The organism is Streptomyces sp. NPDC029526 (assembly GCF_040637405.1).
Lineage (GTDB): Bacteria > Actinomycetota > Actinomycetes > Streptomycetales > Streptomycetaceae > Streptomyces.
Genome location: NZ_JBEZWE010000007.1, coordinates 176,196 through 192,105, shown reverse-complemented (window position 1 = coordinate 192,105; position 15,910 = coordinate 176,196). Strand labels below are relative to the sequence as shown.

Genomic DNA, 15,910 nt, shown 5'->3' with positions numbered 1-15,910 from the left:
GATCGGCCTGTCAACCCCCCTGAACAGGGGGTGCCGGGGCCGCTGCCCCTTTCTTGACTCGCACTTGGCACCCCGCGAACATTCACATGACCCATATACGAGGATGAACCTCACCCAAACCGGATCAATCCGGTATGCGTGCGGAATTCACTCGTGCTCGATGCTCGATCCGGCCGCCGGGACCCGTGACCCAAGGTGCCCCGCCCCTCGCGCCGGACGGACCACACAAGGGGGATCACTCCATGGACGCCCTGTTCGAGCAGCTCAGGTCGGCCGTCGACCGGTTGTCGGGCCTGACACAGGCCCTCGGCGACACTGCCGCGCCCCTCGGCCACGACCCGCTGCCCCTCGTCTCCACGGACCGGATCGACCACGCCTTCGCCTCCGTCGCCGGGGCCGCCCGCCTCGAACTGCTGGAACTCCGCCCCGAAGCGCCCCGCCGTCCGGGTTCGCCCACCGTCCCGCGCCCCGGAGTGCGCCACCGGCTGATCGTCGACTCCCGGGCGGCCGACGCCGTCTGGGCGGCAGCCGGGCGGGACACCGAGATACGGACAGCGGAGCTGCTGCCCGTACGGGCCGTGGTCGCCGACCGGGAGGCGCTGGCCCTCGCCGTCGCGCTGACGAACGACACCGGCTGGCTGCTGACGGACCGCCACTCCGAGGCCGCCGCACGGACCGCGTCCCGCTTCCTCGACGTCTGGTGGCGCCGCGCCCACCCCTACGCCCCCGCCGCCACCGCCACCGAGTCCGCGACCGAGGCCGCCGTGATCGCCGGACTCGCCCAGGGCCTCACCGACGAGTCCGTCGCCCGCCGCGTCGGGGTGACCCCGCGCACCGTGCGGCGCCATGTCGCCGCCGTGTCCGCGCGGTTCGGCGCCACGTCCCGCCTGCAACTGGGCGTGCTGATCGGCCGGAGCGCCCGGGGTGCCGTGACGGCGGCGCCGGACGCGCTGGGTCACGGGTAGGGCAGCGGGTGCACGTTCAGGTCGCCGAACTCCAGCGGCCGTTCGCGGCGCCCCGACTCGTACGGAACGCTGCGGTAGCGCGGGTTGCCCAGGCCGGGTGCCTGGGGCGGATAGGGCGGGCTAAGTTCCGGCACGACCACCTTCATCAGGCTGGTGTGCCGGAACTGCGGCAGGGAGAAGTCGAAGGTGATGGGATCCCACCCGCGCTCCGCCAGCAGCCCCGTCAGCCGGTCCCAGCGCCGGTCCGGGTCGTCCTGCGCCGGGCGGTGCGGCAGCTCCGACAGGGGGATCTCCTCTCCCTCGTCGTAGAACCAGGAGACCCGCCCCCGGTTCTCCTCGAAGCCGTAGTACGGGATGACCTGGATGTAGTTGGAGAAGTCGGCGGCCTCGGCGTCCTTGCCGATGGCGAACTGCCGGCCGAACGCCTCCGTGAACTCCCAGTCCGGAGTCGCCAGCGAGATGCGCAGGCTGCGCTCCGCCTGGGCGTACTCCGTCAGCGCCGACAGCATCGCCTCCTCGGTGTCGTCGGAGACCCCTCCGCCCGCGAAGTAGCTGTACCGGCGCAGCCAGCCGTCCCGCTCGACCGCCGTGATCACCGGGTAGTCGTGGAGGTCGAGGTTGTGGAGGTTGAAGGTGATCTCGCCGGGCTGCTCGCCGATCGTGTCGAGCAGCCGCCGCAGGGCCCGGTTCCGTACGGGCCGGTCGACGACGATCCGGTCCAGCGGCACACCCGCGTACCAGCGCAGGTTCACCGCGTCGCGCTCGAAGAGCTCCAGCACCCCGTGCCACAGGGCGTCCCGGCGGCTGATGTGGCTGGCGAGGCCGCCGCTGGGGGCCAGTCCGATCATCGGCTCGTCCGGGCCGTGCAGATAGAACAGCATCACCAACTGCCCGGGGACGTACACCTCCTCCCCGGACAGCAGCCGACGCCCGGCGATCCAGCCGAGCTCGGAGTCCTCCGTCCACGGCTCGTACAGCGGGTCCTCGGCCAGTTGCTCGGGCGCGAAGACCGGGTACTCCTCCGGGTGCAGACAGGGCACGCCTTTCCCCGCGAGGGTCCGGTACGAGCCGTGCAGGATCCGGTCCATGTGCGTGAGGTAGGCCAGCGAGCCCAGCACCCGCTCCACCGCCTCCCCCACCGACGACGCGGTCGTGCCGAACAGGTCGTGACCCTTGCCGCCCCCGTACACCTGTCCGCCGAAGCCGGTGTTGAGGCCCGGCAGGCCCAGCAGCCGGCCCATCGCGTGGTCGAGGTCGAAGTACTGGCCGTGGGCCACGTACATGGGCTTGCCGAGGCCGGAGCGGAAGTACGTGGTGAACGTACGCAGCGGTCCGTGCGGGTGGTAGTGGTCCAGCACCTCCTTGATGGCGCCGAACTCCGTGTCGTTCAGGACCGGCTTCAGCAGCCGGTCCCGGTGATTGAGCCACTCGCTGCGCAGCGTGTTCATCGGTTTCCCTCCCAGGTGGACTTGGAGCGGGCGATCAGGACGAGCGCCGCGGCGGCGACCAGGACCAGGGCCAGCTCGGGCAGTTCGGAGGCCGTGGAACGGCCGAGATACGCGTCGACGGACGCGTCGACGACCGGAGACATCGGATTGAACGCGGTCAGCGTCTCCAGCCAGCCGGGGAACGAGTCGCGCGGGACCGCCGCCCCCGAGCCCAGGAACAGCACGAAGAACAGGCCCGTTCCGGTGATCTGGACGCTGCGGGCCGGCAGGTCGAGACTGCCGAGCAGCACCCCGGCGGCGAACGTGAAGGCGAGCCCGACCAGGACCACGAGCGCGAACTGCGCGGGCGAGGCCAGCACCACGCCGTACGCCACCGCCACCACGGCCAGCAGGGAGCCGATCGCCAGCGCGAACATCAGCAGCCCGACGACGACCTGCGAGAACCAGAACCACCACATGGGAACCGGCGCCAGCCGGTAGCGGCGCAGCACCCCACTGGCCCGGCACTCCGCGATGTTGATGGCCACGCCGAGGACGCCGAGGTTGATGGCGATGGTGACGACGATGTGCGCCACGTACTCGTCGATGTAGCGGACGCCGCCGTTGTCCTCCGTGCCGTACGCAACGCCGAGGAACAGCAGCATGGCCATCGGGAAGACCAGGGTGAAGAACACGGCGGCCGGTTCGCGCAGGAACAGCAGCAGCTCGACACGGCACAGCCGGGCGAGCCCGCGCGGGGTGCGGCGGCTGGGCGGGGTGAGGGGGGCGGGCGGCTCAGTCACGCGCACGGGACGCCTCGGTCGACTCGGCGGGCTGGGGTGACTCATGGGGCTGGGGTGACTCATGGGGCGCGTATGGCGGTTCATAGGGCGTACCCGTCCTCGTCAGATAGAGGTCCTCGAGATCCGTGGGGCCGGTGGAGGCAGCGGCCAGCACCTGCCGGAGGTCCGCCGCGTCGGACCCGTCCGGGTGCTCGGTCCCGGCTCGGGCCCGCACGGCCGCCAGAGCCTTCTCCGCGAAGCCGTCCTCGCCGTACGCGTAGTGCGTACCGGCCACGACACGGGAGGTGGTCCAGCCGGGGACGCCACTGAGCAGGCCGCGGGTCCACGGCCGGTCCGGGAGGCGGAGCCGCGTGGTGAGGCCGGCCGCGCCGAGCAGTTCGGCGACCGGGCCCTCGGCGGCGATCCGGCCACCGTCGAGGACGTACACCCGGTGGCAGCGGCTCTGTGCCTCGTGCAGGTCGTGGGTGGCGAGCAGGACGGCCGTGCGGGTGCCTGTGAGTTGCTCCAGGACCCCCCACAGCTCCAACCGCGCATGCGGGTCGAGGCCGGTCGTCGGCTCGTCCAGCAGCAGGACGGGCGGCCTGCCGAGCAGCGCCAGACCGAGGGTGAGACGGCGTTTCTGACCGCCGGACAGCCGCCGGTAGAACACCCGGCGGTGATCGGTCAGCCCGATGCGCTCCAGCAGGTCGTCGACGTCCCACGGGTCGTCGTAGAAGCCCGCGAACAGCTCCATCGCCTCGGCGACCCGCAGGCGTTCGGCGAGGCTGGACTCCTGGAGCTGGGCGCCGAAGGCCAGATGGTACGCGGCCGGCCCGGCGGCCCGGCTCAGCCCCGCGATCGACACCGTGCCCCGGTCGGGCCGCCGAATGCCCTCGACGCACTCCAGGAACGTGGTCTTCCCGGCGCCGTTGGGACCCACCAGCCCCACGATCTCACCCTCGTGGACCCGGACGGACACCCCGGCGAGCACGGCCTTGTCGCCGTAGCTCTTGTACAGCTCACCGGCCTCCAGCACGACGGGGGCACCCGAGCGGGCCGGCTCGTTCCCCTTCATGGTCACGGTCATGGGCGGGCCTCCTGGGTGCCGGCGGGAGCTGTGGTCAGGGCCGAGGGCGTGATCGCTGGGGCGAGGAGCCGGTGGGCCTTGGGCAAGGCCGCGAGGCCGGGGAGTGTGTCCGGGGCGCAGGGGAGGGCCAGGAGGCCGCTCGCCCATGGGGGCGCGGCACCGGTCAGTGCCCGCAGCGTGCCGCCGGTCGCCGCGGCCAGGACCGTGCGACGGGGCAGGCCGGCCTGCTCCCACCAGGCGAGTTCGTCGTACAGGCCGTAGCCGGGGACCAGGGACAGGCCGAGCGCGTCGCTGCCCGCCACCAGCGGGACCCCGCTCGTGTGGGCGGTGGCCAGCACGTCCAGCAGGAAGGCCCAGCCGTCGTCGAACTCCCGGCGCGCGGGGCCCTTGAGGTGTTCGAAGCCGAAGTGTTCGCGGGCGTACTTGCGGCCGAAGACCAGCCCGGGGCCTCGCATGTCCAGCAGGTACTGGTGGAACGGCGCCATCGGCACCACGCGGTCCAGCCGCGGCTCGGCCACCGCCTCGTCCAGCAGCGCCGATCGCCGCCAGGACTGCAGCAGCGGTACGAGCGCCGTGCCCTCGCCGGCCAGTGTCCGCAGCCGCTCCGTCGCCGCGCGTCGTACGGCCGGGTCGGCGAAGGCCCGTACGGCCTCGGCGGCTCCGCGCGGGGCGGCCGCCGGGGGCAGCAGGCAGCGGGGCAGGTCCTGGACGAGGTGGGCGCCCGCCTTCGCCGCCTCGGTGGCGCCGGTCCGCCCCGGCTGGTGCAGCACCCGCATCCCGCGCTCGCGGGCCGCCGCCACGACGTCGGCGAACGGCCCGGGGGCGAGGGACGAGCCGGTACGGACGAGGTGGGCGCCGTCGGCGGCCACGGCGGCGACCGCGCGGCGGGCGGAGTGGGCGTCGTGGACCAGCCGCGTGGCGGTGGTGGCAGCGGGCGGGCCGTCGAGCACGGGGCCGGTCCACAGCAGTGACGGGTCACCGGAGGCCGGCGCCGCGGCCAGGGCGAGGTACGGCTCCGTGTGTCCGGCCACGCCGAGGACGACGGTGACACCGGCCTCGGTGCACAGGGCGAGGCAGGCCCGGTGCGGGGCGAGCGCGTCGCCCTCGACCGTCCGGTTGAAGTAGCCGGTGATCCGGGCGCAGGCGTCCACCAGTCCCGGCAGCAGCACACCGTGTCGCTCCACCGGCTCGTCACCCGGCGGAGCCGTGCCGGTGCCCCAGTCCGTCACGCGCCCGTCGGTGACGCGGACCCAGCCGTCAGCCCGCCACTGGCGGCCGTCGCACAGCAGTGGTGCCGTGTGTACGGTCATCGGCGGCACCTCCCTCCTGCGTCGGATCGGTGGGCCGGGGGCGGGTCAGGCGCCGGCACACCAGGAACTGGAAGACGAGATGGGCGGCCACCGCCGGCAGCAGCGACCCGGCCGCGACCGTCAGCACGCCCCACACGAGGCCGTGAACGGCCTTGGCGGGCACCGCGCGCAGCCCGAAGGAGGCGTGGTGCACGGCGAACAGCGCCGCTTGCACAGCCAGGGCGGCCCACAGCGGCAGGGAGCCGTGCAGCCCGGTCAGCAGGTAGCCCCGGAACAGCACCTCTTCGGCCAGCCCGGTGAGCAGACCGAGAGCGAGCAGGGCACGGGGCTCGGCGGTCCAGGCCCCGAGGGAGCGCGTCCCGGCGGAGGGGGCGCGCACGGGCCGGTCGGAGGCGCGCGAGGCCCGGTGCGTGCCGGTCGACGCCCGGTGGGCGAGGAGCAGTTCGCCGAAGTAGCCCGCCGCCCCGGCCACTACGCCGCCCGACGTGGCGGCGGCCAGTAGCCAGGGGTCCGGGGCCGACCCGTCGGTCACTCCGAGCCGTACCGGGTCGAAGCCGGTGAGCGCGGCGGCCAGGAGCGCGGCGGCGGTCACGGTGGCCGCGTAGAGGACCGGCGCCAGGCGCTCGACCGCCCGTCGACCGCCCGCGCCGCCGAGGCGGAACCGCAGCGTCGCCGCGATCACCGTGCCGAGCGACAGGGCGAACACCGGGGCCACCGCCAGGACCAGCAGCAGCCGGTTCATCCGGTCACCGCCCGCCGGGCAGGCCGCAGGCGAACATCAGCGACACGAACGTGTCCCGCCCGTCCAGGCGCACCAGGTCGTTCGCCGTGTCGTCGTCGAACGCGGCCACGGCGCAGCCCGCCAGGCCCAGACCGGTGGCCACCAGGTAGAGGTTCTGGGTCACCACGCCCAGGTCCACATGGACGTACCGGTAGGAGCGGACGCCGTACTTCCACTCCACCCGGGCCATGTCCACCGTCAGGAACAGCACGGCGGGCGCGTGGAAGAGCCAGTCGGCGGCGATGCCGGTCTCGGCGACCTTGCCGCGCATGTTGCCCGAGTCGACGACCGTCAGCTCCGGGACGGACGGCCGGTAGTAGTACAGGCCCTGGTCCAGCCCGGTCACGTCGTTGGCGACCACGTACAGGTCGACCGGGGCGAGTCCGCCCGCCGAGGGCGCCCGGCGCACCGGGAAGTCACGCACGTTGTAGCCGGGGCGGTGGTCACGGATGCCCGCCGCGCCCTCCAGCAGCCCGGCGAGGGTGGTGAGCGGCAGCGGGCGGGCGGCGTACGTGGTGGAGGAGGAGCGCTGCTCGATCGCGTCCGCCAGCGTGATCTCCGGCAGCGGCTGCGGCTCGGGCAGCGGGACCGAGGGCCGTCCGTCCCACGCCGGCTCGGCCGGACGCGGGCGGGCGGACATCAGGGCCCGGGGGTCGATCATGTCGTCGCACACCGAGGAGCGCAGCCGCCGGTGCAGCAGATCACGCAGGCGCAGGGGCGGTTCGTCGGGGGCCGTCGCCGCTCCGGCCGTGAGGCTGCGCAGCGCGGGCAGGTCGCGGACGCGCAGCCCGAGCGCGTGCGCCAGCTGTTCGTCGGTGACGCCGGCGGCGTTCGTGACGCCGGTGAGGTCCGAAGCGACGTCGTCCGTGACGCCGGTGAGGTCCGAAGCGACGTCGTCCGTGGCCGTGGTCATGCCGTGTCCCCTTCCTCGTCGGCGGCGTCTGCCGGCGTACGCAGGGCGACCACCGCCAGCGCGGACCGCTCCAGGCCGTCGCAGTGCAGCAGCGTGTCGAGCTCGTCGTCGTAGAAGTCCCGTACGGGGAAGGCTTCGTAGCCCGCCTGCCCGGCCAGTCGGCAGACCAGATCGAGGAGCACGCCCGCGTCCATGAGCATGTGCCGGTAGCCGCGCGGGCCCGCTTCCAGCATGCTGCGCCAGGGCACGCCGGTCAGGACGAGGGCGGCCTGTGCGGTGCGCAACGCGTCGGCCGCGTCGGCGTCGGCCATCACCGGGGCGAGCGCGGCGGGGCCGGCGTCGAGTCGGCGTTCCACCCACAGGGCGTTCTCGCCGGGCTGCTGGCGGCACAGGGCGTCCGCGTCGACGACCATCAGGTCGCAGCTGAAGAGCAGGCCGGTCAGTGGGCCGTTCTCGCCGAAGGGGGCGCACAGGGCGCCCAGCGGGGCCGGGAGTCCGGAGTGCGGGCGGCGTACGGCGTTCGCCTCGGCCGTGAAGTCCTCGGGGCGGTGGCGGCCGCAGGTGGTGAAGAACCAGCGGCGTACGCCCTCGCGTTCGGCGGAGGTGAGCCGGTCGTCGGGGCGGTGCCGGGACAGCCGGGTGTTGAGGTGGAACAGCTCGGCGACGTCGTCCTGGGCGGGGGCGACCCGGTTGACGAAGCCGGCGCTCTTCCCGGGGGCGAGCTCCACCACGTTGGGGGACGGGATGAGGGTCTGTTCGAGGGTTCGGCGGAGCAGATGGTCGAGGCCGGGGGTGTACACCTTGGTCTCGGTGTGCGGGGACACGGGGGCCTCCTACAGGAAGGGGTGCCGGAACGAGGGCCGCTGCTCGGTGCAGACCGGGCAGCGCGGAAGCCGCAGGACGTGCTCCTGGGTGATCTCCAGCCGCTCCAGGTCGATCCGTATCGCCCGGCCGACGAGGAAGCTCGCGCCGTCGACGAGGTACGGGGCGATGCCGATCGCCGCCCAGGACGCCGCGATCGCGGCGTACGGGGCGAGCAGCGGCGGCAGGTCGTCGGCGGTGCGGCGGGCGAGCTCCTCGCTGTAGAGCTGGTACTCGTGGCGCAGCGCACGGGACGACTCGTGCTGGATCTCGTGCTCGTTGTAGCAGGCCGACTCACCGGGTACGACGAGCGGTCCGACGATCAGTTCGCTGCCGTCGGCGTAGACGGGGAGCCAGGGGCGTCCGGCGGCGACGGCGGCCCTGTTGAGCCGGTGCAGCAGGGACGGGCGGAAGCCGTCGAGGGCGAGGACGACCAGGTCGGTGTCGTCGAGCAGGGCGGCGAGCCTCTCGTCGCCGTCGGGGGCCTCGAGGCCGCCGGTGCCGGCCGCCAGGTCGGGGACCCGGCCGACGCCGAGTTCGGCGAGCTGGGTGTTCAGCCGCGTACCGACCGAGCCGCCTCCCACGAGGCCCACGGTGGTCTCCCCCAGTTCGCGGACGGGGCGGCCGCCCATGAGGCTCCGGTGCATCGCCAACAGCCCCGAGCCCTCGGGCACGAGGACTCCGCCATCGACCAGGTCATCCACCAATGCGCCGAGCTGGTCCTTGTCCGCGCGGTCCGCGAACCGGCTCACGATGTCGTCACGCAGCCGGGGCTCGGTGAAGGCGGTCAGGAGGGGGCCGAGGACCCGGTGCCGTCCGTCGTCGCGGAGCACGCGCGAGTAGCGGGAGCGTGAGCCGTGCCGCAGCAGCACCTCGTCGTCGGTGCACTGCACCACGGTGAGGTACGGGTTCCTCACGAGCCGCGTGGCGGAGCCGTCGGCCGCGGCGGGCACGTCGGCCGCAGCGGCCCCGGCCGGTGCGTCGGGGGATTGTGTCACGGGTTCTCCTCAGGGGCGGCGCGGACGCCGGGCCCGGTGCGACACACCGGGCCCGGCTGGGGGGTTACAACTGCTTCTGTGCGACCGTGCAGTGGCAGTGGCAGCACCAACCGCCCGGCGCGACCGTGGCATCGGCGGAGAAGTACTTCTCCTCGACCTTCTCGATGATCCGCAGCATGGGACACCTCCTCTCCCCGCTCGTGGGGCAGTGGAACGAGCGAGCCCAACGTAGGGAGCGGCACGGAGGCCGGACAATGCTCCGCGGATGTCCTGAAGCGGCTATGACCTGTGGCGGACCGTCAGGCGTCGGCTGCGCCGATCCCGTCCTCCCGTACGCGCGCCGCGAGGTCGGTCTTCGTGTACGCGGGCCGTCCCGCCCGCCGGTACTCCTTCTTGACGCGGTCGGGGTAGTGCGTGGCGGTGCGCGGTCTGACGCCGGCCCGCCGGGCCGTCGCCGCGAGGGTGAATCCCGAGGCGTGGCTGCGCAGTACCTCCGGCTCCCTCGGGGCGGGCCGGGGCGGGCCGGGGCGGGCCGGGCCGGTGTCGTGGGCCCAGGCGAAGGCGAGTTCCGGAGCGTGCGCGGTCTCCCCCGCGGCGACCGCCTCGACGGCCGGACGGCCTCGGCGGCCTTGTCGGCCTCGACGGCCTCGACGGCCTCGACGAGGGTCTCCAGGTCGTTGTCCTCGGTGAGGTGGCCGTCGGCGCCCGCGGCCACGGCGGCGATGACACGGGGCGGTCCGCCACGGTGCCGATGATCAGTACGCGGCTGCCGACCGCCCGCAGTCGGCGGATGCCGGCGGCGGGGCTCCGAGCCGCCCTTGAGGAGGAGGACGAGGAGGACGACACCGGCGGGCGGCCGTGTGCCCCTCGGCCCTGGGCACCGGTCAGGAGGCGGGCGACCTGCGGTGCCCAGGCGTACTGCCCACGCGGTGTGGCGGTGTCGGCGTTTCGGCCATTTCCTGCCCGCAGCCGCTCCAAGCCAGGCCAGGGATGTGGCGCCTGCGGGCTCCACGGATGCAGGGAATCACGGGCTTTCCAGCACGACCGAATGACGTGTGTTCGATACCGCAGCCGCGTCGTTGGACCTCACGACTCATCCGCAGCGACCGTCCTAGGGCCTGTCTGACAAATGATTACCCCGTGGACTCGCGGAGCCAGAGGATCAAGGAAGCCAGGACAACTCCGGCACGGTAGCGGTCGCCGAGCTTGTCGAACCGGGTCGCGATCGCGCGGAACTGCTTGAGGCGGGCGAAGCATCGTTCGACGACGTTGCGGTCGCGGTAGGTGACCTTGTCGAAGGCCGGCGGCCGGCCGCCGAGGGCTCCGCGTCGGTGGCGGTTCGCCGCCTGGTCGCGGCGCTCGGGGATCGTGGCAGCGATGCCCCGGCGCCTCAGCAGATGGCGGATGGCCCTGCTGGAATACGCCTTGTCACCCAGCACACGGTCCGGTGTCGTGCGCGGGCGGCCCGTGCCGAGGCGCGGGGTGCGGATGCCGTCGAGCACCTGGCCGAACGCCGTCGCGTCGTTGACGTTGCCGGGCGTGAGCACAATCGACAGGGGCAGGCCCCGGCCATCGACGGCGAGATGGACTTTGGTGGTCAGTCCGCCTCGGGAGCGGCCGAGGGCCTGGCGCGCCTGCGAGCGGCCCGGATCTTCCAGTTCGTCCCCGTTCACATCCCCTTTTTGCGGGCGCCGACTGCGTGCTGGTGGGCTCGGTTGATGGTGGAGTCGACGGAGACGGTCCATTCCACCCGGCCCACCGCGTCATCGCGGACCTGAACGTGCTCCAGCAACCGTGCCCAGGTGCCGTCCGCCTCCCAGCGGGCGAACCGCTCGTAGACGGTCTGCCACGGCCCGAACCGGTCGGGAAGATCCCGCCACGGAGCCCCGGTCCGCAGCCGCCACAGCACCCCGTTGACCACCTGCCGGTGATCACGCCACGGACGGCCCCGTCCGTCCACCTGAGGCAAAAGGGGCTCTATCCGCCTCCATGCCGCATCCGTCAACTCACCTCGACCTGCCACAAGATCAATTATCAGACCGGCTATAGAGTCCTGCCCGTGGCGAATCATCAGGACGAGACCAGGACGGCCTACGACGGTGTCGTCGAGCTGTACGCATCGCTGTTCGCAAACCGGCTGGAAACACAGCCTTTCTCCCGGGCCATGATCGGCACCTTCGCCGAACTGGTGCGCGCGACGGGCAACCTGCGGACAGCGGACGTCGGGTGCGGGCCCGGACATCTGACAGCCATGCTGCACGAACTCGGCCTGGACGCCTTCGGACTAGACCTTGCCCCCGGCATGGTCGACCACGCCCGGCAGGCCCATCCGGCGCTGCGCTTCCAAGAGGCGCGGATGGAATCCCTGCCGATCGAGGACGCCGCGCTCGGCGGCGTACTGGCCCACTACTCAATGATTCACACCCCTCCGGGGGAACTACCGGAGCTGCTCGCCGAACAGGTACGCGTCCTGGCACCGGACGGTCTGCTCCTGGTCTCCTTCTTCGGGACCGACGGACAAGAACCGGTCCGGTTCGACCACAAAGTGGCGCCCGCCTACAGCTGGCCGGTGAATCGCCTCTCCGAACTGCTGGGCGATGCTGGGCTCGATCCCTTCGCCCGGCTGCTCCACGATCCAGCCTCTGATCGGGGCTTCCTCGACGCCCATCTACTGGCCCGCCGTTCGTAGCCACTGCCCAGTCCCCCCAGCCGATCGGCGCACCTCCGGATTGCCAGCTCAGCCGAATCTCGCTGATCAGACCGGAATTGTCAGACACCCCCTAGGGGAACGATGACCTCGGCCATTGCACAGGACCAGCCGCCGCAACCCCCCGACGGGACTGCGCCGGACGGCGAACAGCAGGACGCCGGTGTTCGAGAGGAGGAATACCTCTACCGTGACGAGTCGAGGCTCCGGGCCGGGTCCCTGTTGACCTCCCGCACCATGGCGCGGCGCCTGCCCTCGCTGGTGCGGCGCTCGGTGCAAATGGCCTGGCGCGTGGACCGCGGCGCGACCGTCGGTCTGTTGATGTGCCAGATCGGGACGGGTGTCCTCGCGGCCCTCGGTCTCCTGGCCGTCACGGGCACGATCAGCGCGCTGGCCTCCTCGGGCGACATCACCGAGCGGCTGTGGGACGCCGTCCCGCAGCTGGCCGTGATCGCCGCCGCCGGACTGCGCGCGATGCTGGGCATCACCGTCGTCTGGCTCACCGGGCGTCTGCGTCCGGTGCTCGGCCGGGCGGCGGAGCTGACGATGATCGAGGCCGCGCTCGGCGCGGAACTGGCCGCCAACAACAAGCCCGGCTACAACGACGCCTACGACATCGCCGACCGCGGCGCCCAGGTCACCCCCGACCTCGTCGAAGAAGCGCAGGACGTGCTGGCGGCCACCGCCACGCTGGCGGCCGGCGCCGCCGTCCTGACCGTCCTGCACCCGATGCTCCTTCCCCTGCTCTTCCTCGCGTGCCTGCCGCAGGCCGCCGCGTACGTGCGCTCCGCCCGCGTGCTCTACCTCGCCGGGCTGGAGACCTCCGGGCGGCGCCGGATGCTGAGCAAGCTCCGCTGGCACATGGCCTATCAGGAGTCCAGCGAAGAGATGCGTGCCTGCCTCGCCGGCCCCTTCCTGATCGGGCGGTACCGACGGCTGGCCGCCTCGGTCAACGCCGCCGAGCGCAAGGCCGCGAACACCGGCGCGTGGATGGGGCTGGCCGGAGCCGTGGCCGGCGGGATCGCCTCGGCCGCGGTGTGGGCGGCGCTGTTGTGGCTCCTGGCCTCCGGGCGGATGAGCCTGGCGGCAGGCGGCGGCGCCGTCTTCGCCCTGCAGACCGCCACCGGCTCGGTGCGCGGCATCATCAACGGCGGGGCCCGCCTGGTACGCACCGGCTGGTACGTACAGGACTGGCAGAACTTCCTCGACAACGCCCACGGCCAGGCCATGACCGACTCCCGCGGCACCGCGTCACTCCCCGCGGCCCCGGAGCGCTTCGAGGTCCGTGACGTCACCTACCGCTACGACGGCGCCCCCAAGGACAGCCTGAGCAACGTCTCCCTGCACGTGAAGCGCGGCGAGATCGTGGCGCTCGTCGGGGAGAACGGCTCCGGCAAGACGACCCTCTCGCGCCTGCTGTGCGGGTTGCTGCTGCCCACCGAGGGCGACGTGGCCTGGGACCACGCCTCCACCGCGGACCTGGACCCGTGGCGGTCGTGGGAGCACGTCGCGCTGGTGCCGCAGAAGTTCACCTACCTGCCGCTGACGATGCGCGACAACATCACCTTCGGGCAGGGCGACACCAGCGACGCCGCCCTGCTCGCCGCGTGCGAGGCGTCCGGCGCCGCGGGGATGCTTCCCACGCTCCGCTCCGGCCTGAACACCCTGCTGACCAGCGAGTGGTTCGGAGGACAGCAGCTCTCCGGCGGGCAGTGGCAGCGCCTGGTCCTCACCCGCGCCTTCCACCGGGAGGCGGCGCTGCTGGTGATGGACGAACCCACGGCCGCCCTCGACGCCCGCGCCGAGCACCGAATCTTCGCCGGCCTGCGCGAACTGGCCAAGGACCGCGCCGTCCTGCTGATCACGCACCGCCTCACCAACGTGGCCGTCGCCGACCGGATCGTGGTCCTGGACGAAGGGCGGATCGTCCAGGAGGGCACCTACGCCCAGCTCACGCAGCAGCCGGGGTTGTTCCGGTCCCTGTGGGAGCTGCAGCGCCGGATGAGCGGCGACGCCCCCTGAACACCGGGCCGCACCGAGCCACCGGTCCGCACCGGGCCACCGGGCCACCGGACAGAGGCGCCGGCCGGCCCGTCTCCCGTTACGCCCTCCGCCCCACGTCCCTCCGAGGTAGTCGCCATGTCGCTGTCGCACCACCACATCCGCACCACCGTCGATACCTACCTCGCCCGTCACCCCCACGAGCGAGAGCAGCTCAGCGTCCTTCTGGGCGCCCTCGACCGGCCTGGCGAGGACATCGCCGGCCGCTCGACCTTCACCGGGCACGTCACCTGCGGCGCGATCGTTGTCGACCGGTTGGGCCGCGTCCTGCATGTGCTGCACCTGGCCGGCGGGAAGGTCCTCGTCCCCGGCGGACACACTGAGCCCACGGACGACTCCCTGGCAGCGGCGGCCCTGCGGGAGCTGCACGAGGAGACCGGGATCCCGGCTCGGGCTGTCACGCCGTGGCCGGGCTACGAGACCGTGCCGCTGGACATCGACATCCACGACATCGACGCCCGTCCGGGCAAGGGCGAGCCCGGACACCAGCACTTCGACTTCCGGTTCCTCTTCCGTCTGCGGGCGACCGAAGTGTCGGTCGTGCTGCAGGAAGAGGAGGTCGCCGGCATCGAGTGGCGTCCCGTGGACCGGGTGACCTCGCCGGCACTGCGCGAAAAGCTGCTCAAACTGCCGCTCCAGGTCGAACCGGAGACGGCCAACGCCTCGGCCCTGGTCTACAACGACCGCGGCGAGTACCTGCTCCATCTGCGCGACTACTTCCCCGGTCAGATCTGGGAGCCGGGCATGTGGTCCCTGCTCGGCGGCGGCCGGGAGCCCCAGGACGCCACCCTGGAACACACCGTGCGGCGCGAACTGGCCGAGGAAGCCGGCCTCGATCTCGCCGACCTGTCCCCGTTCGCCACCGAGTACGCCTCCCGCGACGACGGCACGACCGTACCCATCGCCATCTACGCCAGCCGCTGGAACGGCGACCCGCGCGAACTCCACCTGACCGAAGAAGTGATGCTCGCCTGGTTCGCCCCCGACGACCTCCACCGCCTGCGCATCGCCGACACCACCAGCGACCTCGTCCGGCGCCACGCCGCCGGCCTCCCACCGATGCAGAGCGCACCCGAGCTCGAAGAACCGCGTCCCGCGTCACCGCACGGCACGGTCCCCCACATCATCGGCGTCCACCTCTACCTGGAACGCCCCGACGGGACGGTGCTGCTCGGGCTGCGCCACCCCGACTCCGCGTTCGCGCCGTCCACCTGGCACGTCCTGGCCGGCCACTGCGAGCAGGAGAACGCCATCGACTGCCTGATCAGGGAGGCGATGGAGGAAGCCGGGCTGCGCATCGAGCGCCAGGACGTGGAACTCGTCCATGTCGTCCACCACATCGGTCAGCCCAGGAACCCGCCCCGCATGGGCCTGTTCTTCCGTGCCCGTACCTGGAGGGGCGAGCCGGTGCTGCGCGAGCCGGACAAGTGCACCCAGTGGAAGTTCTGGGATCCCGCCGCCCTTCCCGACAACCTCGTCCCCTATACCCGACTGGCTGTCGCGAAGATCCAGAACGGCGAGCTGTACAGCGAGACGGGCTGGCCCGCATGAGCGGCGCATCGACCAGCGCATCCAGTCGCGTGCCACCTGTGACAGCGACCGGGCGTCCGGATACCCGCCTCGTGGTGATCCGCGGCAACTCGGCGTCCGGCAGGTCGAGCGTGGCCCAGGGCCTGCGAGATGGCCACGGTGCGGTATCGCGACCGTGGGCCAGGACGTGATCCGCCGGAACGTGCTCAGGGCACACGACACGGCGCGAGGCGCCAACACCGCCCTGCTGAGCACGATCGCCCGCGCAGCCCTCGACGCCGGCTTCCACGTCGTCCTTGACGCACTTCCTCCACGCGGGACCGCGCCGGCCGCTGAACAAGGTGGGGCTCGTCTTCGACGGAGGCCAACTGACCGCCGACCAGCTCGACCGGACCGCCTCGACCCGGCGGACACGACGTGTGGGCCGTCCACGACCTCGCGACCGACCTGGCGGGAGCTGATAGCCCCGCGAGCCTTCGCGCGCCTCG

General features: G+C 72.5%; 12 protein-coding genes and 1 pseudogene. 4 read left to right on the top strand and 9 right to left on the bottom strand.

The features are described 5' to 3' along the window. Positions 1-242 precede the first annotated feature (242 nt). On the top strand, positions 243-965 hold the full coding sequence (locus AB0F01_RS18525; protein ID WP_362096454.1) for a helix-turn-helix transcriptional regulator: 723 nt from the start codon (positions 243-245) through the stop codon (positions 963-965). On the opposite strand, the gene AB0F01_RS18520 is transcribed toward AB0F01_RS18525, so the two are convergent. The 9 genes and pseudogenes from AB0F01_RS18520 to AB0F01_RS18480 form a co-directional block, all read right to left on the bottom strand. Continuing rightward, a complete protein-coding gene (locus AB0F01_RS18520; protein WP_362096451.1) occupies positions 956-2,413 on the bottom strand; it encodes a YcaO-like family protein in 1,458 nt (485 codons plus the stop codon). The two genes, AB0F01_RS18525 and AB0F01_RS18520, sit on opposite strands and share 10 nt — an antisense overlap. Next, positions 2,410-3,195, bottom strand: a complete 786-nt coding sequence (locus AB0F01_RS18515) for an ABC transporter permease (RefSeq protein WP_362096448.1) — start codon at positions 3,193-3,195, stop codon at positions 2,410-2,412. The genes AB0F01_RS18520 and AB0F01_RS18515 overlap by 4 nt, the downstream gene beginning before the upstream one ends. Beyond that, positions 3,188-4,261 carry an ABC transporter ATP-binding protein gene (locus AB0F01_RS18510; RefSeq protein ID WP_362096445.1) on the bottom strand — a complete coding sequence of 358 codons (1,074 nt, stop codon included), beginning with the start codon at positions 4,259-4,261 and terminating at the stop codon, positions 3,188-3,190. Before AB0F01_RS18510 ends, AB0F01_RS18515 begins: the two co-directional genes overlap by 8 nt. Next, entirely contained in the window at positions 4,258-5,571 is a 1,314-nt protein-coding gene (locus tag AB0F01_RS18505) for a hypothetical protein (RefSeq protein WP_362096442.1), read from the bottom strand. Before AB0F01_RS18505 ends, AB0F01_RS18510 begins: the two co-directional genes overlap by 4 nt. After that, entirely contained in the window at positions 5,519-6,313 is a 795-nt protein-coding gene (locus tag AB0F01_RS18500; RefSeq protein ID WP_362096439.1) for a CPBP family intramembrane glutamic endopeptidase, read from the bottom strand. Before AB0F01_RS18500 ends, AB0F01_RS18505 begins: the two co-directional genes overlap by 53 nt. A gap of 4 nt (positions 6,314-6,317) precedes the next feature. Continuing rightward, positions 6,318-7,265 carry a SagB/ThcOx family dehydrogenase gene (locus tag AB0F01_RS18495; protein ID WP_362096436.1) on the bottom strand — a complete coding sequence of 316 codons (948 nt, stop codon included), beginning with the start codon at positions 7,263-7,265 and terminating at the stop codon, positions 6,318-6,320. Further along, on the bottom strand, positions 7,262-8,089 hold the full coding sequence (locus AB0F01_RS18490; protein WP_362096433.1) for a hypothetical protein: 828 nt from the start codon (positions 8,087-8,089) through the stop codon (positions 7,262-7,264). Before AB0F01_RS18490 ends, AB0F01_RS18495 begins: the two co-directional genes overlap by 4 nt. A gap of 9 nt (positions 8,090-8,098) precedes the next feature. Beyond that, on the bottom strand, positions 8,099-9,124 hold the full coding sequence (locus tag AB0F01_RS18485; RefSeq protein ID WP_362096431.1) for a TOMM precursor leader peptide-binding protein: 1,026 nt from the start codon (positions 9,122-9,124) through the stop codon (positions 8,099-8,101). A 1,111-nt stretch (positions 9,125-10,235) separates the two neighbouring features. Beyond that, positions 10,236-11,147, bottom strand: a pseudogene (locus AB0F01_RS18480) (IS5 family transposase). Positions 11,148-11,183: 36 nt separating this feature from the next. Between AB0F01_RS18480 and AB0F01_RS18475 the strand changes: the two are divergent. The 3 genes from AB0F01_RS18475 (at position 11,184) to AB0F01_RS18465 (ending at position 15,443) form a co-directional block, all read left to right on the top strand. Beyond that, on the top strand, positions 11,184-11,813 hold the full coding sequence (locus AB0F01_RS18475) for a class I SAM-dependent methyltransferase (protein WP_215212347.1): 630 nt from the start codon (positions 11,184-11,186) through the stop codon (positions 11,811-11,813). Between the two features lie 102 nt (positions 11,814-11,915). Further along, complete coding sequence (locus AB0F01_RS18470) at positions 11,916-13,853, top strand: ABC transporter ATP-binding protein (protein WP_362096428.1); 1,938 nt, start codon at positions 11,916-11,918, stop codon at positions 13,851-13,853. Positions 13,854-13,970: 117 nt separating this feature from the next. Beyond that, positions 13,971-15,443: an NUDIX domain-containing protein gene (locus tag AB0F01_RS18465; protein WP_362096425.1), complete on the top strand. Its 1,473-nt coding sequence runs from the start codon at positions 13,971-13,973 to the stop codon at positions 15,441-15,443. The last annotated feature ends 467 nt before the right edge of the window (positions 15,444-15,910 follow it).

Excerpts from the sequence above, each read along its gene's own strand:
- AB0F01_RS18525 (WP_362096454.1), top strand. The coding sequence starts at position 243 with ATGGACGCCCTGTTCGAGCAGCTCAGGTCGGCCGTCGACCGGTTGTCG.
- AB0F01_RS18520 (WP_362096451.1), bottom strand. The coding sequence starts at position 2,413 with ATGAACACGCTGCGCAGCGAGTGGCTCAATCACCGGGACCGGCTGCTG.
- AB0F01_RS18510 (WP_362096445.1), bottom strand. The coding sequence starts at position 4,261 with ATGACCGTGACCATGAAGGGGAACGAGCCGGCCCGCTCGGGTGCCCCC.
- AB0F01_RS18505 (WP_362096442.1), bottom strand. The coding sequence starts at position 5,571 with ATGACCGTACACACGGCACCACTGCTGTGCGACGGCCGCCAGTGGCGG.
- AB0F01_RS18500 (WP_362096439.1), bottom strand. The coding sequence starts at position 6,313 with ATGAACCGGCTGCTGCTGGTCCTGGCGGTGGCCCCGGTGTTCGCCCTG.
- AB0F01_RS18495 (WP_362096436.1), bottom strand. The coding sequence starts at position 7,265 with ATGACCACGGCCACGGACGACGTCGCTTCGGACCTCACCGGCGTCACG.
- AB0F01_RS18470 (WP_362096428.1), top strand. The coding sequence starts at position 11,916 with ATGACCTCGGCCATTGCACAGGACCAGCCGCCGCAACCCCCCGACGGG.
- AB0F01_RS18465 (WP_362096425.1), top strand. The coding sequence starts at position 13,971 with ATGTCGCTGTCGCACCACCACATCCGCACCACCGTCGATACCTACCTC.